The sequence below is a fragment of the Streptomyces silvisoli genome (assembly GCF_029269905.1).
Lineage (GTDB): Bacteria > Actinomycetota > Actinomycetes > Streptomycetales > Streptomycetaceae > Streptantibioticus_A > Streptantibioticus_A silvisoli_A.
This window is the reverse complement of record NZ_JARJBC010000037.1, coordinates 1-26,360: the sequence shown is the minus strand read 5'-3', so window position 1 is coordinate 26,360 and position 26,360 is coordinate 1. Positions and strand designations below refer to the sequence as shown.

At 68.1% G+C, this 26,360-nt stretch carries 16 protein-coding genes and 7 pseudogenes; 7 read left to right on the top strand and 16 right to left on the bottom strand.

Features of this window, described 5'->3' with window-relative positions; genetic code table 11:
* Window positions 1-82 precede the first annotated feature (82 nt).
* The gene (locus tag P3G67_RS34130) at window positions 83-1,018 is read right to left on the bottom strand and encodes a LysR family transcriptional regulator (RefSeq protein ID WP_276096969.1); all 936 of its coding nucleotides are present in this window, start codon (window positions 1,016-1,018) and stop codon (window positions 83-85) included.
* A 133-nt stretch (window positions 1,019-1,151) separates the two neighbouring features.
* On the opposite strand from P3G67_RS34130, the gene P3G67_RS34125 reads away from it, so the two are divergent.
* Window positions 1,152-2,420: an MFS transporter gene (locus P3G67_RS34125; protein ID WP_276096968.1), complete on the top strand. Its 1,269-nt coding sequence runs from the start codon at window positions 1,152-1,154 to the stop codon at window positions 2,418-2,420.
* A 417-nt stretch (window positions 2,421-2,837) separates the two neighbouring features.
* Here the strand turns inward: P3G67_RS34125 and P3G67_RS36255 are convergent.
* The 3 genes and pseudogenes from P3G67_RS36255 to P3G67_RS34115 all read right to left on the bottom strand — a co-directional run.
* Window positions 2,838-2,998 (bottom strand): annotated as a pseudogene (locus tag P3G67_RS36255) (IS3-like element ISRhosp5 family transposase); the annotation flags it as partial.
* 54 nt (window positions 2,999-3,052) lie between these two features.
* A pseudogene (locus P3G67_RS36250) lies at window positions 3,053-3,217 on the bottom strand (transposase); the annotation flags it as partial.
* 100 nt (window positions 3,218-3,317) lie between these two features.
* Complete coding sequence (locus tag P3G67_RS34115; protein ID WP_276096966.1) at window positions 3,318-3,956, bottom strand: TetR/AcrR family transcriptional regulator; 639 nt, start codon at window positions 3,954-3,956, stop codon at window positions 3,318-3,320.
* Window positions 3,957-4,089: 133 nt separating this feature from the next.
* Between P3G67_RS34115 and P3G67_RS34110 the strand changes: the two genes are divergently transcribed.
* The 3 genes from P3G67_RS34110 to P3G67_RS34100 are packed head-to-tail and all read left to right on the top strand — an operon-like array spanning window position 4,090 to window position 6,908.
* A complete protein-coding gene (locus tag P3G67_RS34110) occupies window positions 4,090-5,022 on the top strand; it encodes an alpha/beta hydrolase family protein (RefSeq protein WP_276096965.1) in 933 nt (310 codons plus the stop codon).
* Window positions 5,023-5,063: 41 nt separating this feature from the next.
* Window positions 5,064-5,924, top strand: coding sequence for an LLM class flavin-dependent oxidoreductase (locus P3G67_RS34105; protein WP_276096987.1), 861 nt, complete (start codon window positions 5,064-5,066; stop codon window positions 5,922-5,924).
* A 15-nt stretch (window positions 5,925-5,939) separates the two neighbouring features.
* Window positions 5,940-6,908 carry an alpha/beta hydrolase gene (locus P3G67_RS34100; RefSeq protein ID WP_276096964.1) on the top strand — a complete coding sequence of 323 codons (969 nt, stop codon included), beginning with the start codon at window positions 5,940-5,942 and terminating at the stop codon, window positions 6,906-6,908.
* Window positions 6,909-7,358: 450 nt separating this feature from the next.
* Here P3G67_RS34100 and P3G67_RS34095 read toward each other — a convergent pair.
* A pseudogene (locus tag P3G67_RS34095) lies at window positions 7,359-8,018 on the bottom strand (NADP-dependent oxidoreductase); the annotation flags it as partial.
* A gap of 177 nt (window positions 8,019-8,195) precedes the next feature.
* On the opposite strand from P3G67_RS34095, the gene P3G67_RS34090 reads away from it, so the two are divergent.
* Window positions 8,196-9,191, top strand: coding sequence for a GlxA family transcriptional regulator (locus P3G67_RS34090; protein ID WP_276096963.1), 996 nt, complete (start codon window positions 8,196-8,198; stop codon window positions 9,189-9,191).
* Between the two features lie 3 nt (window positions 9,192-9,194).
* Here P3G67_RS34090 and P3G67_RS34085 read toward each other — a convergent pair whose 3' ends face one another.
* The 7 genes and pseudogenes from P3G67_RS34085 to P3G67_RS34055 all read right to left on the bottom strand — a co-directional run bounded on the left by P3G67_RS34085 (window position 9,195) and on the right by P3G67_RS34055 (window position 15,456).
* Entirely contained in the window at window positions 9,195-9,410 is a 216-nt protein-coding gene (locus tag P3G67_RS34085) for a hypothetical protein (protein WP_276096962.1), read from the bottom strand.
* A gap of 414 nt (window positions 9,411-9,824) precedes the next feature.
* On the bottom strand, window positions 9,825-10,700 hold the full coding sequence (locus P3G67_RS34080) for a cyclase family protein (protein ID WP_276096961.1): 876 nt from the start codon (window positions 10,698-10,700) through the stop codon (window positions 9,825-9,827).
* 644 nt (window positions 10,701-11,344) lie between these two features.
* Window positions 11,345-11,454 (bottom strand): annotated as a pseudogene (locus tag P3G67_RS36400) (IS982 family transposase); the annotation flags it as partial.
* Between the two features lie 372 nt (window positions 11,455-11,826).
* A pseudogene (locus tag P3G67_RS34070) lies at window positions 11,827-12,637 on the bottom strand (IS5 family transposase).
* A 70-nt stretch (window positions 12,638-12,707) separates the two neighbouring features.
* Window positions 12,708-12,791, bottom strand: a pseudogene (locus tag P3G67_RS34065) (HU family DNA-binding protein); the annotation flags it as partial.
* A 108-nt stretch (window positions 12,792-12,899) separates the two neighbouring features.
* Window positions 12,900-14,807, bottom strand: a complete 1,908-nt coding sequence (locus P3G67_RS34060; protein WP_276096959.1) for a YncE family protein — start codon at window positions 14,805-14,807, stop codon at window positions 12,900-12,902.
* A gap of 193 nt (window positions 14,808-15,000) precedes the next feature.
* Window positions 15,001-15,456, bottom strand: coding sequence for a hypothetical protein (locus tag P3G67_RS34055; protein WP_276096958.1), 456 nt, complete (start codon window positions 15,454-15,456; stop codon window positions 15,001-15,003).
* Window positions 15,457-16,749: 1,293 nt separating this feature from the next.
* Between P3G67_RS34055 and P3G67_RS36245 the strand changes: the two are divergent.
* A pseudogene (locus P3G67_RS36245) lies at window positions 16,750-16,934 on the top strand (hypothetical protein); the annotation flags it as partial.
* 3 nt (window positions 16,935-16,937) lie between these two features.
* Here P3G67_RS36245 and P3G67_RS34050 read toward each other — a convergent pair.
* Together P3G67_RS34050 and P3G67_RS34045 are read right to left on the bottom strand one after the other, a co-directional pair.
* Window positions 16,938-17,141: a hypothetical protein gene (locus tag P3G67_RS34050; RefSeq protein WP_276096957.1), complete on the bottom strand. Its 204-nt coding sequence runs from the start codon at window positions 17,139-17,141 to the stop codon at window positions 16,938-16,940.
* Between the two features lie 637 nt (window positions 17,142-17,778).
* Window positions 17,779-18,201, bottom strand: coding sequence for a hypothetical protein (locus P3G67_RS34045; RefSeq protein WP_276096956.1), 423 nt, complete (start codon window positions 18,199-18,201; stop codon window positions 17,779-17,781).
* A gap of 642 nt (window positions 18,202-18,843) precedes the next feature.
* Here P3G67_RS34045 and P3G67_RS34040 point away from each other — a divergent pair.
* Window positions 18,844-19,134 (top strand): hypothetical protein, encoded by a 291-nt coding sequence (locus P3G67_RS34040; RefSeq protein WP_276096955.1) that lies wholly within the window; start codon window positions 18,844-18,846, stop codon window positions 19,132-19,134.
* Between the two features lie 112 nt (window positions 19,135-19,246).
* Here P3G67_RS34040 and P3G67_RS34035 read toward each other — a convergent pair whose 3' ends face one another.
* Both P3G67_RS34035 and P3G67_RS34030 read right to left on the bottom strand, forming a co-directional pair.
* On the bottom strand, window positions 19,247-19,879 hold the full coding sequence (locus tag P3G67_RS34035) for a methyltransferase family protein (protein ID WP_276096954.1): 633 nt from the start codon (window positions 19,877-19,879) through the stop codon (window positions 19,247-19,249).
* Between the two features lie 161 nt (window positions 19,880-20,040).
* Window positions 20,041-26,004, bottom strand: coding sequence for an SDR family NAD(P)-dependent oxidoreductase (locus tag P3G67_RS34030; protein ID WP_276096953.1), 5,964 nt, complete (start codon window positions 26,002-26,004; stop codon window positions 20,041-20,043).
* Window positions 26,005-26,360 lie beyond the last annotated feature (356 nt).

Sequence of the window (26,360 nt, the reverse complement as noted above, 5' to 3'; positions counted from 1 at the left end):
CCCGTGCACACCGGAGGCGGACGCGGCCGACCGGCTCGGCGACGACAGACCCGACCATGATGGTCGAAGACGCGGCGGCCGTTCAGCGCGGAATCACCCAGCCCGGCGCCCAGGTACCGGCGGCGTCGTGGCCGACCGCTGTGGCGGCGAGGTGGGCGCGGAGGGTGGCCAGCGCTGGGTGGGGGTTGTCGCGGTGCCAGAGGAGCGAGTGCGGGTAGACGGGCGTGGGATCGGTCACCGGGATGCGGCGCAGGCCGTGGTCGGCGGGCCAGACGAGGCGGGTGTGCTCGCCCATGAAGGTGGCCAGGGCCGGGGTGTCGGCGACGGTGTCGAGGAGCGCGTCGGAACCGAAGTTGGGGCCGGTCGCCTCGATGGTGAGGCCGAACTCGGCGACGAGGTCGTCGTAGTACGCGGCCCACTCGGTACCGGGGACGATGCCGGGCATCCAGATCCGATGACCGGCGAGCTGAGCGACGGTCACCGACCGGGCGCCCGCCAGCGCGTGGGCGGGACCGGTCATGAGCTGGAGCGGCTCGTCGAGCACCCGGACGGACTCGATGTCCTCGGGAAGGGGTCGGCCGGGCGCGGCGACGGCGCGGAAGGACGCGTCGATCGCACCGGAGCGGATGGCGGTGACGGCCGTCTCGATGTCGAACAGCATCATCACGTCGAGGTCGATCTCGGGGTGGGCGCGGTGGAAACCGCGCATCAGCCCCGACTGCGCGCTGCGCGAGGCGATCACGTCGACGCGCAGCGGGCGGCGGTCGGTGCGTACGGACGCCACCGCGCGCTCGGCAACGCGCAGCAGCTCGCGCGCGTGGGGCAGGAACGCCTGCCCGTCGATGGTGAGCTCGACTCCGCGCGGGGTGCGGGTGAACAGCCGTACCCCGAGCGTGCGCTCCAGCGCGGCGACGCGCTTGGAGACGGCCTGCTGGGTGACCGCCAGCTCGGCGGCAGCCTCCTGGAACTGCCCCGCGTCGGCTGCGGCGACGAACGTCCGGACGGTGTCGAGGTCCATGCCGACACCCTATGGCCACAACCATTGGTTGTGGCCAGACGGTCCTGCGGTTGTTTGACCCCCGGGTATGTGCTCGCTTTGATGCTTCCGATCGCGAAGCGGTTGTGCGGATGAGTGGCGAGGGGCGGCGGGCATGGGGAGCGGGCACCGGTTCGGGCATCTGCTCGGCCATCGGCTGGGGCGGCGGTTCGGGTGGCTCTGGGGAGCGTACGGGACCAGTGCGCTCGGCACGTGGCTCGCCTTCGGCGCGTTTCCGCTGATCGCCATCCGGGTGCTGCACGCCGGACCGGCCGAGGTCGCCGCGCTCTCCTCCGTGGGGGCTGCGGTGGGCGCGGCCGTGGCGGTGCCGCTCGGCCCGTGGATGGAGTTCCGCCGCAAGCGGCCGGTGCTGATCGCGATGGACCTTGTGCGGTTCGCGGCGCTGCTGACGATCCCCGCCGCGTTCGCGCTCGGCGCGCTCACCTTCCTTCAGCTCCTGCTGGTCTCGGTCGTCGTCGCGGCGGCCGACATCACCTTCCGCGCCGCTTCCGGCGCGTACCTGAAGACGCTGCTGCCGGCCGAGGACCTGCTCGTCGCCAACGCCCGGTTCGAGTCCACGGCCTGGACGACCACGATCATCGGACCACCGCTAGGCGGCGCCGCGATCGGGCTCCTCGGTCCGGTGGCGACGGTGGTGGCCGACGCGGTCAGCTACCTGCTCTCGGCCCTGGGCATCCGCGCGACGGGCGGCCGCGAGCCGCTGCCCGAGCGCCGGGAGGCCGAGCGCATGCGGGCCGGGGACCTGCTCGACGGCTGGCGGTACATCCTCGCCGACGCGACGCTGCGTCCGCTGTTCTTCAACACCGCCTTGTTCAACGGCCTGGTGATGGCCGCCCAGCCGCTGCTGGCCGTCCTGATGCTCGGTCGACTCGGGTTCGCGCCGTGGCAGTACGGCCTCGCCTTCGCCGCGCCCTCGATCGGCGGGCTGCTCGGTTCGCGGCTGGCCCGACCGCTCGTGACCCGGTTCGGACAGCACCAGGTCCTGGTCGTGGTCGGGGCGCTGCGCGCTATCTGGCCCGTCGGCCTGGCCTTCCTGGAGCCGGGGACCGGTGGGCTGCTGCTGGTGATGGGCGTCGAGCTCGGGCTCATCTTCTGCTGCGGGGTGTTCAACCCCGTCTACGCCACCCACCGCCTTGAGCGCACCGCGACCGACCGGGTCACCCGCACGCTGTCCGCCTGGGCGGTGACGACCAAGGCCTCGACCGCGCTCCTGACGGCCGTCTGGGGCGTGCTGGGCGGCCTGCTCGGCCCGCGTACGGCCATCGGCCTGGCCGGCGTGCTCCTGCTGGCGACCCCGCTGCTGCTCCCGCGCCGCACGGCAGCGCACCTCTCCGAGCCGGATCCGGCCCCGAGCCGCGCCTGACGGGCCGCTTGTTCACCGCTTGGGGAGTCACTGCTGACGACCGGGAATCGAACAGGTCACGGCAACGGGCGCACCCAGTACTACGAGAACCTCAAGTTGAATGAGCAAGGCGAGCGCGCGGCGCCAGGGGCGGGTCACCGCGCTGCCGACGTCCGGCCCCTGGAATGGGTGACTACCCACTGGTTCGCAGGCCTGCCTGCCATCCGCAGCGGTACGGCCCCGTGCGGGTGTGGCAGCTGACAGCACCGGAACCGAGGCCCCGCCTTGAAGCTCCGCTCCGGGACGGACGCGACTGCCCGCCTGGACGTGGAGGAACTCGTCGCGGACCTGCGCGCGGTGAGCCGGTCCCCGTCGACCGCCGCACCGATGAGCCGTGACGCTCTCTGGCAACGGCCGGGCCGTCGGCGCGGTCTTCAGCCACCGGTAGAACCCGGACCGGGACAGATTCAGCACGGTGCACAGCCGCTTCACGCCGAAGGCGTCGCGATGGTCGGCAACGAACTCGAAGCGGCTCACCAGTTCGTCTCGCCCGCAAGATACTTGGCCGCCCGGCGCAGGATGTCACGTTCCATCTCCAGCTCGCGGACCTGCCTGCGCAAGGCCGCGATCTCCGCGTCCTTCGTGGACTCCGCGAGCGCCTCGGGACGCTCGGCGTTCTGCGCAGTCTTGATCCACTGCCGTAGCGTCTCGTGGTTCACACCGAGTTCGGCAGCGATGCGTGAGACGGGCCGGCCCGACGAACGGGCCAGCGCCACAGCGTCGGCCCGCAGCTCCGCCGAGTACTTGTAGGTCCCCACTCGGGAGTCCTCTCCCTGAATTCAAGATCCAGTGTCGAGGTGTCCACGATCAAGGTGGAGGGCCCGTCCCCGGCTCCACAGCCGTAAGCAACAAGCCGGGTCAACACGCTCGGTCGTTCACGGCCGAGTTGCTGACCTCATTGTCTGTCGGTGCCGGGGCGGGCTGAGTAAGGCCGGCGAGCATCAGGTCGATCATGTGGCGAGCCTGGTAGTCGGGGAACGTTTCGATTCCGATGCACAGGTTGCCGATGGCCAGCATGAAGTCGTAGGCCCGTACGTCGGCGCGTGTGTAGCCAGCGGAGGCGGACGCTTTCAGGAGTTGGTCGAGCACGGGCAGCAGGCGTTCGACGAACTCGTTGTGCAGGGTCTCGAATCCGGCTTGGTCCGAGTGCAGCGCCTCGGCGAGGCCGTGTTTGGTGACGAGGAAGTCGGCGAACTGGTGGACCCACTGCCGCAGGACTTCGTAAGGGGTTTCGCCAGTCTGCGCCGCGTGGGCAGCTGCGGCGAGTGCGTCAACCTGGTGGCGGAAGACCGCGACCACCAAGTCCGCCCGGGTGGGGAAGTGGCGGTAGATGGTGCCCATGCCGAGGCCTGATTCTGCTGCGATCTCCCGTACGGGAGCGTGGACCCCCATGCGGACGAACACGGCCGCAGCTGCGTCCAGGAGCTTCTGCTCGTTTCGGCGGACGTCGGCTCGCTTGCGGCCTGCGGCTGCTGGCGGAGTGTCGGCTGTGGACATCGTGAACTACCTCCCACTTGCAATACGGAGCGCCGCTCCGTATTCTCATCCGGAGCGGCGCTCCATTTTTTCCAATGATGCCAGACGCCGCGCCGCACAGCCCACTGGGCATATCGAGAAAGGCACTCACCACATGAGCGGCACCACTTCAGCGGACGGCGGCAACGCCCTCACCGCCTCGGTCATCTCTGTCAGTCCGATCGCGTTGCCCGCCCCGGACCGCGGCCAGGACGTGCAGGTACGGGTCACAGCGCCCACGACCGGCCACAACCTGCCCGTCGTCGTCTTCTCGCACGGCATGACCCTGACCATGGACGATTACGCGCCACTGGTCGGCTTCTGGGCCGCCCGCGGCTTCGTCGTCATCCAGCCCACACATCTCGACTCCCTTGGCCTCGCCCCGGACGACCCGCGCACCCCGCTCATATGGCGCATCCGCACCGACGACCTCACTCACGTCCTGGACCAGCTCGACACGCTTGAAGCCGCTGTGCCCGGGCTGGCCGGCCGCATCGACCACGACCGCATTGCGGTAGCCGGACATTCCTGGGGCGCGCAGACCGCCAGCACCCTGGCGGGCGCACGGGTCGTCGGCGCCGACGGCACTCCCAGTGAGAGCATGGCCGACCCGCGAGTCAGCGCGGCCGTGCTGCTGTGCCTGCCCGGTGCCGGCGGCGCCGATCTGAGTCCGCTCGCCACCCAGTACTTCCCGTTCATGAACCCTGATTTCGCCGAGCTGAAGGCACCCAGTCTTATGGTCGCCGGCGACGCGGACCAGTCTCCGCTCACGGTGCGCGGTCCGGACTGGTTCACCGACGGCTACCGCCTCAGCCCGGGCGCCACCGATCTGCTGACCCTGTTCGGCGCGGAACACGGACTCGGCGGCATTCAGGGCGCCAACGACACGCGCACCACCGACGAAAGCCCCGAGCGTGTCGCGCTCGTCCAACACGCCACCCTGGCGTATCTGCGTACCGCACTGGGCCTGGACAACGACGCGTGGCCTACCGCCTGTCGGACTCTGGCTGCGGCCGCCGACCCGCTGGGAAGCATCGACTCGAAGTGACCAACCACCTGGCACCGGCCGGTAAATCCAGTTTCGGAATCATGACCGCCCCGGCGCAGGTCGCCTACGACGACGTCCTGCGGGTCTGGCACGAGGCGGACGGCATCCCTCAGATCGAGCACGCCTGGCTGTTCGACCACCTCATGCCGCTCGGCGGCGACCCAAACGGGCCCACCTTCGAGGGCTGGACACTGCTGTCCGCTCTCGCGGCCCAAACCGAGCGGTTGCGGCTCGGGTTGATGGTCACCAGCAACAGGTTCCGCCCACCGGCCATGCTGGCCAAGATCTCCGCCACTGTCGATGCCGTCTCCGGCGGTCGGCTCGAGTTCGGTATCGGCGCGGGCTCTCGCACCGACGTGCCACTGGCCCGGCGTGAGTACGCAGCTCACGGCCTTCCCTTCCACGATGCCGCCCACGCGGTCGGAAGCCTCGCCGAGGCGTGCACGATCATCCGCAGACTATGGACCGAAGCCTCACCATTCGACTTCCACGGCGAGTACCACCATCTGACGGGCGCGTTCTGCAGTCCCAAACCCGTCCAGCATCCACGCCCCCCGATCCTGATCGGCGGCCAGGCCACCCGGACGCTGCGCGTGGTTGCCGAGCATGCGGACCGGTGGAACATGCCCGGAGGCAGCATCGACAAGGCGATCGAGCGCAGCGCCACCCTCGACCGGCTGTGCGAGGAAATCGGCCGTAACCCGGCTGAGATCACCCGATCCATCGTCCTGCCCGTCTCCTACGATCGCCCTCAGCACACCCGCCACACCATCCGCGCGGCGCTCGATGGCGGGTTCAGCCACATCGTGCTCGGACTGGGCGCGCCCTACCCGACCGGCGTCGCACGCTGGGTTGCCGACACCATCATCGCCCCGCTCTCCGACAAGATCACCGCTCCCTGAATCGAGGAATCGCCGATGGCCAGGACACACCCACCGCTCGATCCTGAGCTCGCCGCAGTGCTGACGGTCGTACACGAACACCTATCACCGACCATTACCGCCGAGGACATCGAGGAACTGCGGGCCAACCCCATATTCGCGGTCCCGGACGAGCTCCTGACGCGCAACGGGACGCTCCAACCGCAGAACTTGTCCGTACCCGGCCCGGCGGGCGCTCCGGAGGTTTCGCTCCTCGTCCTCAAGCCGGTGGGTCTGGCGCCAGGAGCGCCCATCCTCTACTACATGCACGGCGGCGGCATGATCATCGGCAACAACCGCACGGTAGGCGGCGGTGTGCTGGACTGGGCCGTCGACATCGGCGCCATCGTGGTGTCGGTGGAGTACCGCCTGGCACCGGAGCACCCCGATCCGGCGCCGATCGAGGACTGCTACGCGGGTCTGCTGGGGACCCATAGGCTCGCCACGGAGATAGGCGGTGACCCGAACCGCATCGTCGTCACCGGAGCGAGCGCCGGCGGCGGGCTCGCGGCTGGCGTGGCGCTTCTCGCACGCGACCGCGGTGGCCCTGAGCTGCTGGGTCAATTGATCATGTGCCCGATGCTCGACGACCGGTTCCTCACACCGAGCAGCCAGGAACTGGACGGCGAGGGCCTCTGGGACACCACCAGCAACATGACCGGATGGAACGCGTTGCTCGGCGATCGCAGAGGTGGCAGCGACGTCAGCATCTACACGGCGCCTGCGAGGGCGACCGACCTGGCTGGCTTGCCCAGCTCCTTCATCGACGTCGGCTCTGTCGAGACCTTCCGCGACGAGGACATCGATTACGCCGCTCGGCTGCTGCAGGCCGGCGTCCAGACCGAGTTGCACGTCTGGCCGGGCGGTTTCCACGGGTTCGACGGCATCGCGCCACAAGCTGCGCTGTCGCAGACCGCATCGGCGACCCGCAGCGCCTGGGTCAGGCGACTCTTGGCCGCGGGCTGACAAGCAGCAGGACGACTTGATCTGCACGCGCGTGAACTCCTGGAGATGGCGGGCCAGACCACTCCGCTGGGCGCGGGACCAACGCGCCGACCGACGGCAGCGGGGTCTCGGGCACGGTGACCGTCACGTACACCGACGGCACGTCGTCGAAGGCGACGGTCGCCTTCTCGGACTGGACGCTCAACGGCGGATCCAGTAAGCCGCTCGCGGGAGACACGACGGCCGTCACGGCGAGCTACCGCAGCACTGGCGGCGGAGGAAAGGACGGCGTCAAGACCTACGTCTTCGCTACGAAGGTCCCGCTGCACGCGTCCAAGCAGGTGGCGTCGATCACCCGGCCGGCGCTGGCCGTCGATCAGGCACAGTCGGTGGCCACGCCCTGGGCGAACTCGCCCTCGGGACCCCTGTGAGCGGCAGCACCCCGGGCCGGCTCACCGGTTGGCGCGCTCGATCGGCTCCCGGGCGCCGTGCGGAACCACCCGCGGGGGCGCTCGCCGTCCCGGTGACGTGTGCGCCGCGCTCCTTGGCGATCTGTACGGCGAGATGACCGACACCGCCGGCCGCGGCGTGGATCAGCACCCGCTGCCCGGCCCGGAGGCCCGCGGTGTCGACGAGTGCCTGCCAGGCGGTGAGCGCGGCCAGCGGCAGAGCGGCCGCCTGGACGTGGTCGATCCCGGCGGGCTTGGCGACGAAGGCGCGGGTGGGGCCGGTCACGTACTCGGCGTGGGAGCCGGCCCCGTACGGGTAGGGGAGCATGCCGAACACCTCGTCACCGGGCCGGAAGAGGGTGACGCCGTGGCCGGTCTCCACCACGGTGCCGGAGACGTCCCAGCCGAGGGTCAGCGGCGGGGGCGGCAGGAAGCCACTGTGGGCGCGGTGCTTGAAGTCCGTGGGGTTGAGTCCGGCCGCGTGCACGGCGACGAGGATCTCCCCGATGCCGGGCGCGGGCCGCGGAAGCTCGGTCAGCCGTAGAACCTCGGGGCCGCCGAGGGCAGTCTGATGGAGGGCGAGCATCCTGGGAGCACCGTCCGGGACGGCAGGGTCCGTGGAGTCCGTGGCGTGCGCACTGGCCGTGGAGTCGAGGTTCTCAGGGGTGTCCGTCGAAGTCATGCCCCGATCCTGGCCGTTCGGTCCCGTCCGGGGCGATGGCTAGAAGGTCATCATCCGATACATTCCTGCCATGCCCATCACCCCTGCCATCCCCGCACTCCGGGCGTCCGCCCCGCGTCCGCCGCGCCCTCCCGGGCCCGTGGCCTCGCCGAGCGCACGGCCGAACTGGACCGCCGGATGAGCCCGGACCCGCGGCCCGGCGCCCACAAGGTCGTCGTCCTCGCCCTCGACGGCGTCTACCCCTTCGAACTCGGCATCCCGCACCGGGTACTGGGTTCCGCCGAGGGCCGCTACGAGGTGCTGTCCGCGAGCGTGGACGGGCGGCCCGTGCGTACCGACTCGGACCTGACCGTCACCCCCGGGCACGGTCCCGGGGCGCTGGCCGAGGCGGACACCGTGGTCATCCCCCCGTACGCGATCACCCGGGCCTCGGCCGCCGCCCCGGACCCGCAGGCCCTCGCCGCCCTGTCCCGCGTCCGCCCCGGCACCCGCCTGGTGTCCATCTGCACCGGTGCCTTCCTGCTGGCCGCCGCCGGTCTCCTGGACGGGCGCCGGGCCACCACCCACTGGGCGCTCACCGACCATTTCCGTGATCTGTTCCCCCGGGTCGAGCTTGACGCCGACGTGCTCTTCGTCGACCACGGTGACGTGCTGACCTCCGCGGGGGCGGCGAGCGGTGTCGACGTCTGCCTGCACCTGGTGCGCCGGGACCACGGCAGCGAGGTGGCCAACCAGGTCGCCCGCCTTTGCGTCGTGCCGCCGTACCGGGACGGCGGGCAGGCGCAGTACATCGAGCGGCCGCTGCCGCCGGCGAGCGGAACCGGCACCGGGCCGACCCGCGACTGGGCGCTGCGGCGGCTGGAACTGCCCCTGACGCTGGACGAGCTGGCCGCGCACGCGGCGATGAGCACCCGTACCTTCGCCCGGCGCTTTAGGGAGGAGACCGGTCTGAGCCCCGGCCGCTGGCTGATCCAGCAGCGGCTGCGGCGGGCGCGGCACCTGCTGGAGTCCAGCGACCTGCCAGTGGAACGGGTCGCCCACGAGGTCGGCTTCGCCACCGCCACATCGCTACGGCGGCACCTGGCGGGGGAGGCGGGTGTCGCCCCGTCGGCGTACCGGCGCACTTTCCGCGCCTCCCACACGGGCGTTCACGACCGGTATGACCAAGCATGACGATCACCGTGCTCGGCTGCCGTTGGATGTGAGCCGGAGCCGGTCGAAGCCGCGTGACCCGTGTCCCGGGGACCGGGGGCAGAGCCCCGTTGCGCGTTCCAGCAGGGCGACGCCGAGGTACATCACCGTCCGGGGCGCGGTGCCGCCGAGGGCAACGGTGGTCACGGCCGAGCCCGCGGTGAGGACGAACAGCGCCGGGATGTCCGGCCGCACCGACACCGCCCGGTTGCCCCTGGACCACCTGCGGTAGTGCCTTGCGCTCGCCCGAGTCGAGGGCCGGTCCGGGCGACGGGGTGCCGCAGGAGACCGTCGGCGATGCCCGGCCCTACGGGCCTGCATGGGGACGTCCCTCCCGGTCGGTCGTGAAGCCAACTCGGCGGCTCGAACGGGACATCCGGTGCCGTCCTGCGACCAACGGCCTCTCGACGCCGATCGGGGGTGCGGTGGTGCCTCTGCCGGCGGCCGCGAGCGACGGAGTCGGCTGATGAGCCCTGGGCGGACGAGACAAGGGACGCGAGTGCGGGCCCCTGGATTCGGTCGCATGCCCGGATCCAGGGGCCACCGCAACTGCAGGCGCGGCTATTCCGGCCGGCCGCCGGGCACTGGCCCCAGGAGGCGCCGCAGTGGTGTCCGTCAGAAGACGGCCAGCGGGTTGACCGGGACGCCGGTCAGTCCGTGGATGCGTGGGGGTGCCACCACGAACAGGAAGGCGTAGCGGTTCAACTCCGTGCATACGGCGGCCAGTTCCTCCACCTCCGCCACGTCGATCAGGGGCATGCCCAGCAGTGGCAGAGCGACGCGGTGCAGCGGTGCGGGCACGGCCGTTTCCAGGGGTGGGTAGGCGTCGCCGAGGTCGCCGGCGTACAGGGATATGCCGCGCTGGTGCATCCACCGCACCGCATCCAGCGTGACGCCCGGCAGCGGTTTCTCGAAGTCGACGACACCGGCCCATCCGCCGCGCAGCACCAGGGCGTCCCCGGATTCCAGCCGTACGCCCTGGCGGGCCTCGGCCGCCTCGAAGTCCTCCGGGGTGATCGGGTGCGCCGCGGGCAGCGGGCCGTCGAACGCCAGGTCGAGCAGGACGCCCCGGGTGGAGATGCCGGCGGCGAACGCCGCGGTGGAACCGTGCCGTACGCCGGCCGGTGTCACGCTCTCGGCGAGGGGATGTCCCGGGTAGACCTTGCCGTCCAGAACCTGGTGCCCCAGGGCGTCGATGTGGGTCGAGCTCACGTGATGGTTGGTCACCAGGATCATGTCCACGGTCGCGGGCACGTCCCCGGCGTACTGCATGATCTGCTGGACCGGCGAGCTGTCGCGGGCGAGGGGCGCGAAGGGCCCGCTGACGAACGGCGTCGGCCGGATCGGCCGGGCCAGCGACACCGTTCGTCCGGTACGGGCCTGTGCGGCACCCCTGGCCCGGGCCTCCTCGGTGATCAGGTTGAGCGTGCCCAGTTCGTCGTCCGCGCCCCATCGGCCCCAGTTGCTCGGCAGTTCCTGGTCGTTGGCCATGTCGGTGATGTCCTCTCTCTGTTGTCTTGCCCGTGGTGGTGGGATCGGGGGAGGGGCCGGTCGCCCCTCCCTGCGTGTGTGCGTCGTCGGGAGGTGAGCACTCCGATCAGGTCACTGCCGACAAGCGGCAAATCCTGTTCGCCGAGGACGCGCCAGGCGTTGGCGCGACCGAGCCGGTCAAGCCGGGCGCAGGCACCGGCGGGAGGGTCCCGCTTGTCCCGCAGTCACCGCTGCTCGAGCCAGCCAGGCCTCTCAACGGGGCTTCTCCGCCGGGCGGTCGGCCGGCTGCCTGGGCTGGTTCGTGCGGCTGATCGCTGCTGACCGTGGCTGATCGCTGTCGGCCTCCGGACTGTCGCCGGTGTCTCCGGGTTCCGGAAACGGCCAGACGGTGGCAGAGCCGGGGGAATCCCTTCATCCTTTCGGGTGGCGGTGACGCCGCTGGTGATCGAGATCGTCGAGTCACCGTCGGTGGCGGTCGGCGCGGGGTCGCTTCTGCGAGCGGTGCCGTTCCCTGACGGAGCGCCAAAGTGGAAGCGCAGGACGGTTCGGCGCACGAACAGAAAGCGGAGCGCTGCTCCGCATACTATACGGAGCGCGGTTCCGTTGTGCAGGGGGCAGCCGCACCAACTCCGGCTCCGCCGTCGGACGGTCTGCCCCGGAGTGCGGCGACGACGTGGGGTGCGGTGTCCAAGATGCCGACGAGGGCCTCCCGTTCGCCGGCCGCGGCGCCGGTGAGCGCGAACAGGACCGGCAGCGCGACCGGTTCGGCGTTACTGAACGCGGGCACGATCGGACAGTTCGGGGGATCGGCTGCTGGCGGTTGGAGCCGAGCCGCGTCGGGACGGCGGTGATCCGACGCGGTTGGGCGCGGGATCCGAGGTTTCCTCTGACGGTTGCCGCTGCGCGCTTCTGAGCTCCGCAGCCTGCCGGTCGGGGAGCCGCCATGACACTTGACGTCGTCGAGTGCAAGTGATGACAGCAGATGTCATCACTTGTGTCGCCTGCGCTGAAGCCGCAGGTGTGCCCGATCACTCACCGGCCGGCGTAACAGGTGAGGGCGCAGGGCCGTCCCGGAAGGATCGACAGAGGCGGCTTATTGAGAAGTGGACCGGTCTAAGACACTGTTTCATTTGGTGAGTCGACGGTGGCAGATGAGGGCTGCTGCTATACCGACGAAGGCGAGGAAGTACTCCGACTCTCGCTCGTACCGGCGGTGCAGGCGTCGGCAGCCGACCAGCCATGACACGGTCCTCTCGACCACCCAGTGGTGACGGCCGAGCCGCGTGGACGACTCGATGCCCTTGCGGGCGATACGGTGCCGAATGCCTCGTTCACGGAGCCATTTGCGCAGGTGGTCGTAGTCATAGCCCTTGTCGGCATGAAGCTTTGCGGGCCGTCGGCGGGGGGGCCCGCGGCGTGAGCGGATGGGCGGGATCCCGCGCACGAGCGGCTTGAGGCCGAGACTGTCGTGCATGTTGGCGCCGGAGATCCCCAGTGACAGGGGCAGTCCGTTCTGGTCCGTGATGGGGTGGATCTTCGATCCCAACTTGCCACGGTCGGTCGGATTCGGTCCGGTCAGTGGCCCCCTTTTGCGGCCCGGACACTGACCGAGTCGATCGCGCACCGCGACCAGTCCAACTCGCCACGGCTGCCGAGCTCGTCCAGGATGACGCGGTGGAGTCTGGCCCAGACCCTGTCCTGGCTCCACTGGGCAAAGCGCCGGGAGACCATGGGCCACGCCGGTCCGAACACCGGCGGCAACTGCCGCCAGGTACACCCCGATGTGGCCACGAAGATGATCGCAGCGAGCGTTACGCGATCACCTGCCCGACGTCGGCCCCCGCCCTGCGGACGCCTCACCTCCGTCGGCGGCACCACCCCCGCCGGAACAGCACCAATGACTCGTCCGGCACGAGTCGCTCAACCAGATCCGTCATGCACGATTCAACGAACGACGCCCAAAAGAAACGATGTCTTAGCGGCAGCCAGCCCCGGGGCCGAACGTCCTTACGGGCCCTTGGTGGCCTCCTCGAGCTTGGAGCCCGCGGAGACCTTCACGCTGTAGCCGACGGGAATGCCGACCGGGTCGCCCTCCGACGATATGGCACAGGCGGGCATGAGCAACCTTCGATCACGTGAGCCTCGGGAACCCACACGATCAAGGCATCCATGCCCGCCCACGCGCAAAAACGCCCTACGCTACGACTTTGCCGAGGCGTCGGGCAGCGCGCCGGAGATCCGCAACAGCTTGCCCTGCCGGTTGCTGACGTAGATCCAGCCCTTGTCGCGGTCCAGCGCGACGCCGCAGACCGTGCCGAGACCGTCGGCCACCACCCGCTGACGTCCCTTAGCCTCGCCGTCAGCCACGACGACCTCACGCAGCTTGCCGCCGCCCGAGTCGGAGACGTATGCGTTGACCGCGCCATCCAGCGCTACGCGAACGCTATTCCCGAGATTGGTGGCCACGAGCTGCGGAGTGCCGCCATCTGCCTTCAGGTCGACCTCGTACAGCCCGCTGCGGTCGTACTCGCCGACGTACGCCTTGCCCCCCTTCAGCGCTACTCCGGCGGCCCTGGGCACGTCCCAGGTGCGCCGCTTCTCCGCCGGTTCGCTGCTCAGGTCGAACTCGATCAGCTTCCCGCTTTCGACGTCGGTGACATAGGCCTTTTTGCCCGGCAGGTCCAGCGCGACGCCGTACGCGTACATGCCCTCGGCGACCGTGACCGGGGAGGCGGAGCGGTCGGACAGGCTCACCGTGAACAGACGCCTGCCGCTGTAGTCGGCGACGTAGGCTTTGTTGCCCGGCAGGTCCAGCGTCACATCGTTGACTTGGCCCAGCTTCTCCAAGACCCAGTCCGTGCCGCCGCTGGTGAGGTCCACCTTGTACAGCTTGCCGCCGTTGTACCGGTCGGTGACGTACGCCTTTTGGTTCACCAGGTCCAGCGCGAGGCCATCGGCAGTCCCAAACCCGGTGGCGAGCTCTACGGGAGCCTCTCTTGAGCTCTGTTGCTCTTCGCCACCACCCTTGTAAAGAGGGTGATCCTTCTTGTCGAAGTTGAGTTTTTCAAGCTCGAAGACCTCGTGCACGCCGGCGAGGGTAGAGACGACCTCGGCTTCCCCTTTTTGCATAAACGGCTTGCCTTCATCGGTCAAGTCGAAGGTCTCCGTAGCCGTACCAGTCTCACCGAGTTTCCAGGCAATCACCTTGGAGTATTTCGGCTCCTGGGCTTGTGGGCCGTCCGGGCGGGTCTCCTTAACCTCTACTGGCTCGGGGTAGTACAAAGCGACCCACCCGCCAAATGAGATAGGGAATTCGTAGTCGAACCTCCTCACCTGACGTCGCTGCGTGGCCAAGACATCTACCCGGCTGCCAACATCCCCGCTCAGCGTGGACGATGTTTTGAACGAAGTGGTCAACGAACCACTGACGGAAGCAGTGATCCCAAGCATCAGCTGTGCCGATAATTCCCCGGTACCCGTGGCGGTACTCGTGGCTGTCGTCGTACTTGTCGTTTGTGACTGAGACTCTGCGTCAACACCCTGATTGTCTTTGCTGTTCTTCAGGGTCATCTTCTCGGATTGGTTCACCGCCATGCTCTTCTGCAGTTGCTGCTGGAGTGATGCGGTGGTTTTTGCCCCGAAAGTGAGCTGTACCTGTCCCTGGAGCGACCAGCTGATTGTGTTCGAAATCGAGAATTCGACCGTGTGCGACCACTTGGTGGGAGTGGGGTCGGTTCGGTTGACGTACGTTTGCTTGGAGATCACGTCAGGCGGGGGCTGTGCAATGTCGCTGCGTTCTTCGACCAGCGGTACACCCACTGTCATGTAGGCGCGCCACCCGCGCTCGTGTGCCGCATCCTCCCCATCAGGAAAGTCGCCGAATCGCCCCTTGTTCAGGGAAAACCCGGTGGGAGCGATATACCGGTCCGTGCCATCTGCTGATTTCTTCTCGGCCTTCCTCTTCAGTTTGTCCTTGTCCCGCTCCAGGATGGCAGAGGCCTTGTCGGCAATTTTGAGCTCCTTAAGGTTTCGCCCTGTCAGCGGGTGGCGCACAAAACGTTCGCCAAGATAGGCCGTACTCACGTTGTTATTGGTGGCGCCGCCCATGCCCCTCAGCCTCCTTGTGTAGCAGAACTCAACGATTTGTCAGTGTTACTTATGAGCTGTTCCCGGCCTGGCGTGATCGAATGAGAAGCCGTCAGGCCACCGAGTAGGGCCGTTGCGGCTGCTCAAGGGCCGGATCATGAAACCGGAACTTTGAACAGCCGTCCGGCCCTCAAGGTGGCTTCCTAACCGGCTCTCACCACTTGACCGACCCATCGTCAGTCCTTGTGACGCTTTTGGCCGATTTGTAGTTATCCTTCTTCAACTCTTCTAGCTCTCCGTCGCTGATCTTTGGTCGGTCTTCGTCCCTAATCTCGACCTCCACCTTTTTGAATGCCTCATCCTTGGCCGAAGATGCCATACCGGATGTAGATTCGGGGTTTTCACTGGCTTCCCGCTGCTTGGCGGCTACTGTCTGGGTGCTCTTGAAGAGGGGAGTGATGAAGTTGTTCATGATATCGAGCGCCTCAGGCGACGTCTCGCGCATGATCTTCGGGTCGCGTGCAGCTTCAGGAATGCCGTCGTAGAGCTCCGGATCAACCCCTTCCCGTTCGGGCCAGGCGCCCGGAACGTTTTCATATACCTTTTGAGCGGACTCCTCGGCGGACTTGGCTTCACTTCCGCCGCTATCGAAGATGTTCTTAAAGGACATGAACTTCCCTCCGGATCCTCTCGCGGACGCAAAATCACACCTTGTAAATAGGGGTGATTTTTCTCGCGGTGTTTAAGCCTTCCCCTTCGAAGGCCCCGTGAACGGCTTGACTTTTTCGGTCAGGTTGAAATGTTCCTTATCGGCGTCGCAAGCCTCGCCGAGCCTCCATGACCGCCTTATGGTATTTCGGTTCCTCGGTCTGGACCGTCTTGGGCGAGACTCTTCGGTCCTACTCGCTCGGGTAAAGCAAAGCGGCCCATGCAAAGCAACCCATCCCCCCCAATGGTGATGAGGTTTTCGTCGTCGAACGTCCTCACCAGACGTCGCTACGTAGCTAGGGCAACTACCGGCTACCAATACGCGCACTAAGGCCAGTCATATTTCGCCAAGACAGCTGGTGCGGAACGGCACTTTCGCCGCCCATTGCCTGGAGCCTCCTCGCGTCATCCACTGGGTGCACCAGGATCTTCCTGTGCTTGCCTACCCTTCTGGTGATCGACCTATTCAGCTCGACCCTGCGATTTCTCGCCCGCTGCCTGGCTGCAGGCTGGCTGTGGGATTATTTGGGCCACCGCGACGGCTGGAACTGATCCCCGGTTGGTTTCCGATTGAACGATGCTCTGGAATGGCCCCGCCTACGACCTGCAAGGACCAGCTTGGAAGGGCCCTCTTAGGACGTCATCGAACTGCAGATTGCGTTGAGTCCTGGCCAAATCGGTGGTCCCCAAAATTGAGCCAGACTGGTGGGTCTCCTGCTTATTGGTCGGGTGTGAGTGCCGAGAGGGGGGACATGCGTCGGCTGGCGCCTGCGGCGCAGGAGGACCTGCGGCTAGGGGCGTTGCGGCGCTGGAGCCGGGCGAGTTCGGACGTACGGTCGGGCCACAGTGGTCTTCAGGGTGTTCGAGCGGTCGGCGCTCACTTGGTGGCGGCCCTTCCGGGCGGCCGGCCAGGCGGTGCGGCAACCGCGCACCAGTTTTGACGAGTTGGTCGATGCCTCGGCGCGCGGGTCGGCACTTCAGGCGATGATGGGGACTGAACCCGAGTACGGAGCGGTTCTCAACAAACCGTCGCGTCCCTGCTCCTCAGCAGGGCAACTTGCCTGTCCCGTGGCCGGGGAGCCTATAGATCGCCACCAACACCACCGCTACGCGGACCGGCCGAACCACTATGTGAGGATGATCTCCGGCTGCGAAAATCTCGCCAGGGGCCGCTGAGGTGCAGAGACGCGTACGTTTGAACTTGCCTTTGGCCATCGCCTTCTCGCCCTCCTGGAACTCCTTCGATCCTGACCTGATGGGTACGCTGCCCGACGCGCGTGTCCCGGATGCCTCGGTGCAGGACCGGCAGGCACTCCTCGACCTCGTCGATGAATCCGGTTGGAAGTACCAGTACGCCGAGGGTGAGACCGTGCTGCTGGGGTCCCGGCGCAGACAGTGCTCTCTCGTCCGGCCGACGCCGAGTGTGCCAGTCGAACGTGGGGCTCACGGGGTCCAGTGGAACTTGTCGCCTCCTAGCCAGCGCACGTCCTCCGGGTCGTCCAGGTCGACGTGTTCCAGTCCTGCCTGGTGTGCGAGGCGCAGCACGTCGAACAGGTCGTGAGCGATGCCGACGCGGTCCCTGCGGATCTGCACGACGCGGAATGGCGGGTCCCCGGGTTGGACAGGGAAAACGACGACTGCGCTCATGGTGTCTAGCGTGCGGCAACCATTCGTCAGAGCGCTACTACTTGGGCTCGATGCCTGTCCTGACAGTGAAACCCGATTGCTGCCTTTCGGGGCAGCACAACAACTCACTTCTTGATCACGTAGCCTCAGCACTTCAGGTGACGAATCCCACCAGATCGAGAGCTCTGGGCCGCGACCGGCCAACTATCGGTAGTCCGACCGCGGGACCTTGGTTGCGCCGTTCGCGGTGCTGGGTCGCCGGCAGCCGACGAGTGGTACACCCTCACCGGCAGCCCCGTGCCACTCCCGCCGAACCTGTTGGGAGCAATCCACGCTGCCGTCCTTAAACGTGGACGGCGCGCGGAAGGCCAGAGCCCCCCGTGACTGCGATGCTGCGTGCTGCGGGGAACGGCGACAGTCGCAGCGCTGCCAGGCGTACCCCGGGCTTACGAAGTAGGGCGAACAAGCGGGTGGAGGGCCGTTTCCCAAACTTGGGAAACGGCCCTCCACCGCTATGCGTATGGCCGTGGGCGAGCCCCCAACCGGCCGGGCCCTCGCCGACGGCCGCGCGTCGCCTCCTGGCTGGAGATGCGAACGCGCGGCGTGTCATTGGTTCTTCGGCCTTTAGTGCCTGCTTGCGAAATCAGTTCCGCGCAGGTCAGCGGACGTGCACCGTCACCACTTCGGAGGTGTGGAGACGCACGGGGTGGTGGTCGTGCTTGCTGGTCAGGCCGTAGAGCACCGCACGGAATTTCAGGTCGCCGCGACGCGCGGACGTGCCGTGTGTGCTGACACGCGCGTCGCCCTTGGCCGGGGCACTGCAGTTCTCCTGGTGCCAACCCTCGCCGAAGCCGTTCTCCTCCAGGCATAGCTGGTGCAGGTAGCCGGCGCTGTCGTCGGTGCCGTGCGCCGTGACCGTGATGGTCTTGCCGACGTGCGCCGTGTGCGGCGCCGTGATGTCCACACCGCCCTTGGCGAACGCCGGCGCGGCGGCCAGAGTCACCGTGGCCAGACCCAGCGCACCGATCACGGCCACACGGCCGCCCCGCGCCTTCATCCCGGTCTTCTTCGTCCTGGTCATGGACTTCCCTCCCGTGGATCTCCCCCCATGGTGAGACCCACCCCTTCGCGAAGGCGCCCAGTGCGCCTCGCTGATCACCCACACGAGCTCGCCGCCCGGGCCGGTTGCAACTCGCCGGGCGCTGTTACAGATCCACGACAAATTGCATTAGCAGCCGGAGCGGTTGGTCCCACCGAAGATGCGCCGCACCGCCCGAGGTTGAACCGCGTCCGCGCGGGCGATGCGGTTCATGCACCCGCGCGTACGGCCCCGCAAACCCTCTTGACCGAGGCCGCGGACCAGGGGAAATGCAGCGCACCGGATGATGCGCACCGGCCCTCGGCGCCCGCACCGGCGGCCGGTGCATATCGACCGCACTGGAGGGGCACAGGTGTGGCGGCGGCGCGGCTATCGGTGCGCACCGGCCACAGGGCGTTCCGTGGGCCCGATTCAGGGGCTCGGTGCGCATTGCCGACCGCCTACCATGCGCAGCATGTATGACGACGGCCTGGTGGTGTGCACCGAGCGCGAGCTCACCATTCGTCGGTACTACTTCCCGCTCGGTTCTGCCGAACGCATCCCCTACGCGCAGATCCGGGGCCTGCGCCAGATTCCGCTCTCCATCCTCAACGGGCGCTGGGGTATTGGGGTTTCGGAGACTTCGTGCGCTACTTCAACCTTGACGCGGGCCGACCGAACAAGAGCGTCGCCTTCATCGTCGACCTCGGTCGGTACGTCAAGCCCGTCATCACCCCGACAAGCCGGAACGCCTCGTCGAAGAGCTCATCGCTCACCGAATCGCGATCACCAAGAACAGTGATGAAGGCCAAGCCGATAGCGCACGCGGTGCCCAGGGTGACTCGCTATGACAGTCCGGCCAGCCTGCTGGAGCTTGGCGGTGGTGAGTTTGGCCCGTTTTGGGTGGCCGTGCGGATAGATCCGCTGATGGCGTAGTGGCGCCGCCGGGTGGCCAGTTGAGCGTGGCGAGTTTGGTCGGAGTGGCTTGGTGTCTGCTGCTGGCATCGGTTGTCGATGTCTGCGGTGGTGACTTTGACGGCCCATCAGGTCATGCCGGTGTCGATCGAGAGGTCGGGGCGCGGTGGGGCCGCGGGATCAGCGCTGGGACGTGGGCTCGGTAAGCTTCGTAGGAGGCGCCGAATTGGCTGACCATCATGGCGTCCTCGATCCGGACTCGGCGCAGCAGCCAGGGGACTGTGGCTGCGAGGATGACGATCCAGATGCCGAAGCCGCAGGCCAGCATGGCGCCGATGACCAGGCCGAGGAGGCCGGTGTATATCGGGTGGCGGACTAGCCGGTAGGGGCCGTCGGTGCGCAGTTCGTGGTGCTCTTGGACCATGGGAATGCTGGCCCACATGGTGCCCAGGACCCACCGGGCCCATAGCAGGAGAGCGGTGGAGGCGATGGCGATCAGGGCGCCCGGGATCGCCAGCTCGGGCTGCCAGTACTGCAGGTGGCGCCAGAAGGAATGCGGGGAGTGTCTGATGAGCAACGAGAATACGTAGGCGCTGATGATCAGCAGGGCCCGACGTGGCAGCGTGCGCCGCAGGTTGCGCACCCAGCCACCTGGGCCGGCCGGGTTCTTCAAACCGAAGTAGACGGCGCCGATGATCCACGCCGCAACGAAGATCACGACGCAGATGCCGATCAGAGCGACGAGCGTGGAGTGCAGGGAGCCCATGGCTCAAGTCTGCTCCGGCGACGCAGCGGGGCACCTCCACCCGGGGGTTGAATCGGGATTCTCCACCCACGGGTGGAGTACGACCCGCGGCGGCGCGGCCGTCTCATCCCGCTGCGCGCACCGTAGGGCTCTGCTGGGGCACCGGTTCTGATCGGGCTCTACTACGGGCAGGCTTGTGGTGTGGTGGGGTCGTGCCGGGTGCGTGGCCCTGGCAGGTGCCTCGGGGTGTCGGTAGGGGCGGTCGCCAGGCCGAGGCGGGTGTGGATGATGCGGGCGAAGTCGGCGATGGTGCCGTTACTGCGCAGGAGTTCCATTGGGGGGATGTCGATGTCGTACTGCTGGCGGACGGTGACCAGCAGTTCGGTTCCCATAAGGGAGTCGAGGCCGTATTCGTCCAGGCGGCGGTGGTGGTCGATGCGGTCGGCTGTGGTGTGCAGTACGGCGGCGAGGAGTTCGGCCATGGAGTCGGCGATGAACTGGTGGGCCTGCGCGGGGCTCAACTCGGCGAGTAGGGCCAGGAACTCCTCGTGGGTATGTGCGGTGGCATCGATGTGCGACGGCAGCAACAACGCTATTCGGGGGGCTTGGAGAGTGGGCAGGAGCCTGGTTAGCGGAATCCAGTTGTAGCGGCCGATGGCGACGGACGCCTCGCCCGTGACCAGGGTGTCTTGCAGGGTGCGGAACGCCTCGGCGGGGGTGAGGGGTTCGATGCCGGCTTGCGCCATGGTGCGGGTGAGGTTGTTGCGGGCGACGTATCCGGTCTCACCGATGGCTCCCCAGGAGATCACGTTGGCGTGGTGTCCTTCGTGGCGGCGGTGTCGGGTGAGCGCTTCGAGGTAGAGGTTGCCGGCCGCGTAAGGGGCTTGGGTGATGTGACCGATGGTGGCGGCGACCGAGGAGTAGGAGAGGAACAGGTCGATCGGCCGGTCGGCGGTGAGGGCGTTGAGAGTGTGGGCGCCGGTGAGTTTGGGGGCGAGTACGGCGCGGAACCGGTCGTCGGTCAGTTCTGTCAAGGGTGCGTCGTCCAGGTGCATGGCGCAGTGTGCGATGCCGCGCAGTGGATGCCCGCTGGCGTCGATGGCGCGGGCGACGTGGTGCAGGGCCTCGGGGTCGGTGATGTCCGCGGTGTAGGCGTGGGCGTGTACGCCGCGTCCGGCTAGGTCGGCGAGGAGGGCGGGGGCTTCGGGGGACTGGTCGCCGCGTCGGCTGACGAGGGCCAAGTGGCGGGCCCCGCGATCGGCGAGCCAGCGGGCGGTGGCCGCGCCGAAGCCGCTCAGCCCGCCGGTGACCAGGTAGGTTGCTTCGGTGCTCAGAGGGGAGACGGGGCGGTGGCGCTCGATCGCCGGGGGTTCGTCGAGAGGGTCGAAGGTGATGACGATCTTGCCGATGTGCCGGGAGTGCTGCATCAGTCGGAAGGCGTCGGCGATGCGGGCGGCCGGGTGGACGGTGTGCAGTAGTGGGCGGTAGCGGCCCGTCCGGATCGCTTCACCGATCTGCCGGAACTGTTCTCTGGCCCGGTCGGGGTCATGCAGGAGGGCTGTGAGGTCGACACCGAAGAAGGCGATGTTCTTGGCGAACGGCCGCAGCAGCAGTGGTTTGTTCTCGTAGATGTCGCGTTTGCCGAGTTCGATGAAGCGTCCACCGAAGGCGAGGGTCTCCAGGCCCCGGGAAATCGCCTCCCCTGCCAGGGAGTTGACCACCACCTCCACGCCACGGCCGCCGGTGATCTGCCGAACCTGTTCGGCGAAGTCCAACGTGCGGGAGTCCAGGACGTGTTCGACGCCGAGGTTATGCAACAGGGCCCGTTTGACGGGGTCCCCGGCGGTCGCGATGACGCGGGCACCTACGTGCCGCGCGTACTGCAGGGCCGCGAGCCCCACGCCGCCGGCGCCTGCGTGGATCAGTACGGTTTCGCCGGGCGCCAGCCGGGCCAGGTGGCCCAGGCTGTAGTGGACGGTGAGGAAGACAACGGGCATCGTGGCCGCTTCGGCCCACGTCATGTCGTCGGGTACCCGCATCACCGCGTCGGCGGTGGTGCACACGTGGGAGGCGAGCGCCCCGGGGGCCAAGGCGGCGACACGATCGCCGATGGCTATCCCGCAGACGCCTTCCCCGACGGCTTCGACGACTCCGGCGCACTCCATGCCGGGGCCGACCTGGGTTTCGAACCCGGCGTCAGCATCAGCGGGCAGGACTCCGAGGGTCTGCATCAGGTCGCGGTAGTTGAGGGCAGCGGCGCGGACGGTGATGACGACTTCCCCCGGTCCGGGTGCGGGGCGCTCGGTCTCGGTCCAGGCGAGCCGGTAGGCCAGGCCGGGACTGTGCACGTTGAGGGTGAAGGCAGGCACGTCGGCCGGCCCGGTGGTGCCCTGTGGGGTGATGGTCCGGTCGGTGATCCGGGGGACGAACCGGCCGCCGCGTGTGAGGGCGATCTCGTCTTCGTCACCGCGGGTGAGCAGTTCTCTGGTGGCACGTCGGCCGGCAGCGACCGGGTCATCGCCGGCGTCGAGGGACAGGCGGCGCACGGTGATGCGAGGGTGTTCGTTGGCAAGGGTGCGGGCCAGTCCCCAACTGGTGGCATCCACTGAGGAGATGGGCAGCTCAGGTGCAGGCAGGGCACCGGTAGGGCGGGTGATCAGCCACAGCACGATCCGCTGTACCGCGGGCAAGCGCTCGCAGGCGGCGGCGAAGGCACGTAGCACGGCGGCGCGGTGGGTCGCTGTGCGCAGTTCCGTGGCGGCATCGCAGCGGGTCTCTCCGGCAAGGACGAAGGCGACAGTGACTGTTGGGGCGCTCTCGGCTTCCAGCAGGTCCTGCCAGCGGTCGACATCAGTCGGGGCTGGCAGGTGCCGTACGGGTGCGCCGGTGGTTCGCAGGCTTTCGACCAGAGCTTCGCAGAGCGTTGGGGCCGACCCTTCTGCGGCAGTCGGGTCGGCGGCCACGATCCATCTGCCGTCCGGCGAGGCCGCGGGCAGCGCGACAGGGCTGGCGGCACCGCCGGGCGCCGCGGCGAGAAGCACGGAGAAGTCACCGCAGGTGGCTTCATGCGCGTTCTGGACCACATCGGTGTACCCGACCTGGCGCAGCAGTGGCGGCCAACTGTCGGCGGGGAGCAAGATGCCGTCGGGTCGCAGTTCGTGGTCGGTGAAGCTCCAGAACGCCTCCATCATGCCGAACTGGGGTGCCAGCACGCGGGCGTTGTGGGTTTCGACAGCCAGGAGGTGGCCGCCGGGGGCCAGAAGACGGCGCACTCTCGCCAGCGCGCCAGTCAGGTCACGGGAGGTGTGCAGGGCGTTGGACGCGATGACGAGATCGAACCCGCTGTCGGTGAAGCCCTGCTCGACCAGATCGCGGTCCAGGTCGAGGGTGCGCTGTTCAAGGAAGTCCCAGTCGGCGAACCGCTCTTCGCTGCGACTCAAGAAGAGCGGTGAGACGTCGGTGAACAGGTAGCGGGTGCGTTCCGGCGGCAGCAGTGGCAGCAGCGCCCGTGTGGTGCCGCCGGTGCCCGCCCCCACCTCGAGGACGCGCAGCGGTCTGTCTGCCGGCCAGCGCGCCACCATGGCACCAACGAGGGCCTGCACGGTGCGATTGAGGTGGTGCATAACAGGGGCTGTGCTGAAGAAGTGTTCGAACCGCTCCATGCCGCCGTCGCAGACCAGCGCTTCGAGAGGATCCAGCGTGCCGCGCCAGATCTCCCCGAGGTGCGGGGCGTTGAAGGCATACAGTGCGGTCTCGGTGCAGTAGGAGGGCAGATCGCGTACCAGACGGTGCACGAGATCCTCGACACCCAGGTCAGTACGCGTCAGTTGCCACCTGCCGTCGTCCTGACGCCGCAGCAGCCCGTGCTCTTCCTGTATGGACGCGAACAGCTCCACTGCACGGCGGTGGCGCACCAGCACCCCGCATTCGATGAGGTCCTCGATGGTGAACGGCTGTGCCGGATCGGGCAGCAGACCAGCGAAGGCCGCGGCACTGGCGTACGCAGTGATCTCGAAAAGGGCGCGTCGTGCGCGGTCCCAGTGATGCCGCCGCCAGTCGGGCAGCAGCGCTGTGATGCGCTCCCGCTCCTCCTCGGCGAGAACCGACGGTCTTGGCAGCGGGGACGGTTCACACGGCAGGCCGGTGTGAGGAGCGGCCCGCATGACGGGGACATGAATGCTCAGGGGGGTGGTGCGCATACCGTCGAAGCATCGCAGTCGGCACCCTTCCAACTCGGCGACCACGGCGCCGTCGGGATCGGTGACGATGATGTCCCAGCACACCTCAGTCGAGGTACGGGCGCGTTCGCGCACGTGCACCCGCCCCTCGGCCGGTGGCGTGCGCCAGACACGGACGGCGTCGAGCGCGCTGGGCAGATAGGCACGTCGACCGTCAGCCATCAGGTCGGCGAGGAGCGGCACACCGGCCTGAATCGCGCCGTCCAGCAGGGCTGGATGGGCCTCGTAGCCTTCGGTCGGGCCGACATGACGGTAGGCGGCGATGACTTCCCCGTCGCCCACGCGTAGTTCACGCAGCACCTGGAACGCCGGACCGTAGTCCAGCCCCGCGGCAGCCAGTTCGCGATACTGCGTTGCGACGTCGACCAGCCGGACGCAGCGCGCCTCGACCGCCGCCAGGTCAACGGATGGGCATGCCCGCAGCAGTCGGCGCACCAGGCCCCGGGCGTGCTGCTGAACCTGACCGTCACCGCCTTCGCCGGCGCCGATACTGACGATCCCGTCCTCGGGCGAGAAAGCCACGTGCAGCAGGACCTGCCCGGGGTCATTCCACGGCACAACCACCGCCCGGTACAGCTCCAGGTGTGTAACCTCCGCAGGGGCGTTGAACACGCGCCGTCCGGCAGCCAGTGCCATCTCAACGAAGCCGGTAGCGGGCAGGATCACCGCCCCGCCGACGCGGTGTTCGCCCAACCAGGGTGCCTGGCCCGGCTCCACCGCGCCCTTCCAGGTCGGCCAGACCTCACGCATCCGGTCGCCCAGAAGCGGATGGTCGTATCCGCCGCCTTTGCCCAGGCCCCCCGTCCACGCCGACGCATCCCCGCTCCAGTACCGCCGGCGCTGCCAGGGATAGGCCGGAAGTGTGACCACCCGGCCGGGCTTTGGGAAGTGGACGTGCCAGTCAACCTCGGCGCCGGAGGCGATCAGCGCGGCGGTGGCATGAGACATCGCGGTTGGCCCGTCCTCGCCGCGGACGACGGTGGGCACCAAGGCCACCTGCCGGGTCGTGCCGTCGGCGATTCGGCGTAGGTACGGCCGCAGGATCGGGTGCGGGCCGATATCGGCGAAGACGTCGTACCCCTTGTCCAGCAGGTGCTCGATCGCGGGGGCGAAGAGCACCGCCTGGCGCATGTTGAGCCACCAGTAGTCGGCGTCCAGCACGGCCCCGTCGATCGGCGTGCCGGTGACACAGGAGATCATGGGGATACGTGCCAGCCGCGGGCTTAGCGAGCTCAAAGCTGACTTCAAGGGTGCCTCGGCCGGGTCCATCGCCCGACTGTGGAAGGCGTAGTCGAGATCCAGAAGGGTACAGACGATCCGGCGGCCCCTCAGATCCTCCACCAGCGCTTCCACCGCATCCGCGGGTCCCGCTACCGTGACGTCACGGCCGGAGTTGACGCACGCGATCTCAACTCCGCAAAAGGGCGCGATCGCCTCCTCAGCTTCCTCTCGGGGCAGAGTAACGGAGGCCATCCGTCCCTGACCCGCCATCTGCGCTTGCAAACGGCTACGGGTGGCCACCACCAGCGCCGCGTCTTCGAGAGTTAGCGCCCCGGTCACATACGCTGCCGGGATTTCGCCCACGCTGTGGCCGACGACCGCTGTCGGCTCCACGCCCTGCGCGCGCAGCACTTTCGCGATCCCGATCTGGACCGCGAACAACATCGGCTGGGCCACCGCTGTCGAGCGCAGCTGGTTTCCCTCCGGCATGCGCCGCATCTCGTCGAGGACCGACCAGCCCAGCAACGGAGCGAGCACGCGGTCGGCCTCCTCGACCGTCTCTCGGAACACCGCAACCTTGGTGAGCAGATCAGCCGCCATCCCGGGCCACTGCGCCCCGTTGCCGGAGAACGCGAACACACAACGGCCGCCACGCACGGCTTCGGCGACCGCACCTGACCGGTCCACGTGGGAGGCGTGAGCCTGATATCCGGCATCGCTTCCGCGCTCTTGCCGCGCGCCGCTGGACGCGGACGCGTCGGCTGGCCTGTCAGCGCCGGGTGCCGCGGTTGACAATCCCTCCACGAGCCCGGCGACCGGTTCCGGGGAGTCAGCGGCTTCGGGCACGCCGTTGGCCTGCTTGGTCAACGAGCGCCGCAGTAAGGCCAGTTTGCGCCTCGCCTCGGTCGTGCCGCTCGCTAGTGTCCTGCGCCAGTAGTTGTTCGTTAGTTGTTGTGTGACTTCTGCTGCTGGTGCGTCGGTTCCACGTCGGGGGCCGAAGTTGGAACCGTTGCTGCTGTCTGCCGATGAGCAGACGGTGTTGG

Excerpts from the sequence above, each read along its gene's own strand:
- P3G67_RS34130 (WP_276096969.1), bottom strand. The coding sequence starts at position 1,018 with ATGGACCTCGACACCGTCCGGACGTTCGTCGCCGCAGCCGACGCGGGG.
- P3G67_RS34125 (WP_276096968.1), top strand. The coding sequence starts at position 1,152 with ATGGGGAGCGGGCACCGGTTCGGGCATCTGCTCGGCCATCGGCTGGGG.
- P3G67_RS34115 (WP_276096966.1), bottom strand. The coding sequence starts at position 3,956 with ATGTCCACAGCCGACACTCCGCCAGCAGCCGCAGGCCGCAAGCGAGCC.
- P3G67_RS34110 (WP_276096965.1), top strand. The coding sequence starts at position 4,090 with ATGAGCGGCACCACTTCAGCGGACGGCGGCAACGCCCTCACCGCCTCG.
- P3G67_RS34105 (WP_276096987.1), top strand. The coding sequence starts at position 5,064 with ATGACCGCCCCGGCGCAGGTCGCCTACGACGACGTCCTGCGGGTCTGG.
- P3G67_RS34100 (WP_276096964.1), top strand. The coding sequence starts at position 5,940 with ATGGCCAGGACACACCCACCGCTCGATCCTGAGCTCGCCGCAGTGCTG.
- P3G67_RS34090 (WP_276096963.1), top strand. The coding sequence starts at position 8,196 with ATGAGCCCGGACCCGCGGCCCGGCGCCCACAAGGTCGTCGTCCTCGCC.
- P3G67_RS34080 (WP_276096961.1), bottom strand. The coding sequence starts at position 10,700 with ATGGCCAACGACCAGGAACTGCCGAGCAACTGGGGCCGATGGGGCGCG.
- P3G67_RS34060 (WP_276096959.1), bottom strand. The coding sequence starts at position 14,807 with ATGGGCGGCGCCACCAATAACAACGTGAGTACGGCCTATCTTGGCGAA.
- P3G67_RS34055 (WP_276096958.1), bottom strand. The coding sequence starts at position 15,456 with ATGTCCTTTAAGAACATCTTCGATAGCGGCGGAAGTGAAGCCAAGTCC.
- P3G67_RS34050 (WP_276096957.1), bottom strand. The coding sequence starts at position 17,141 with ATGAGCGCAGTCGTCGTTTTCCCTGTCCAACCCGGGGACCCGCCATTC.
- P3G67_RS34045 (WP_276096956.1), bottom strand. The coding sequence starts at position 18,201 with ATGACCAGGACGAAGAAGACCGGGATGAAGGCGCGGGGCGGCCGTGTG.
- P3G67_RS34035 (WP_276096954.1), bottom strand. The coding sequence starts at position 19,879 with ATGGGCTCCCTGCACTCCACGCTCGTCGCTCTGATCGGCATCTGCGTC.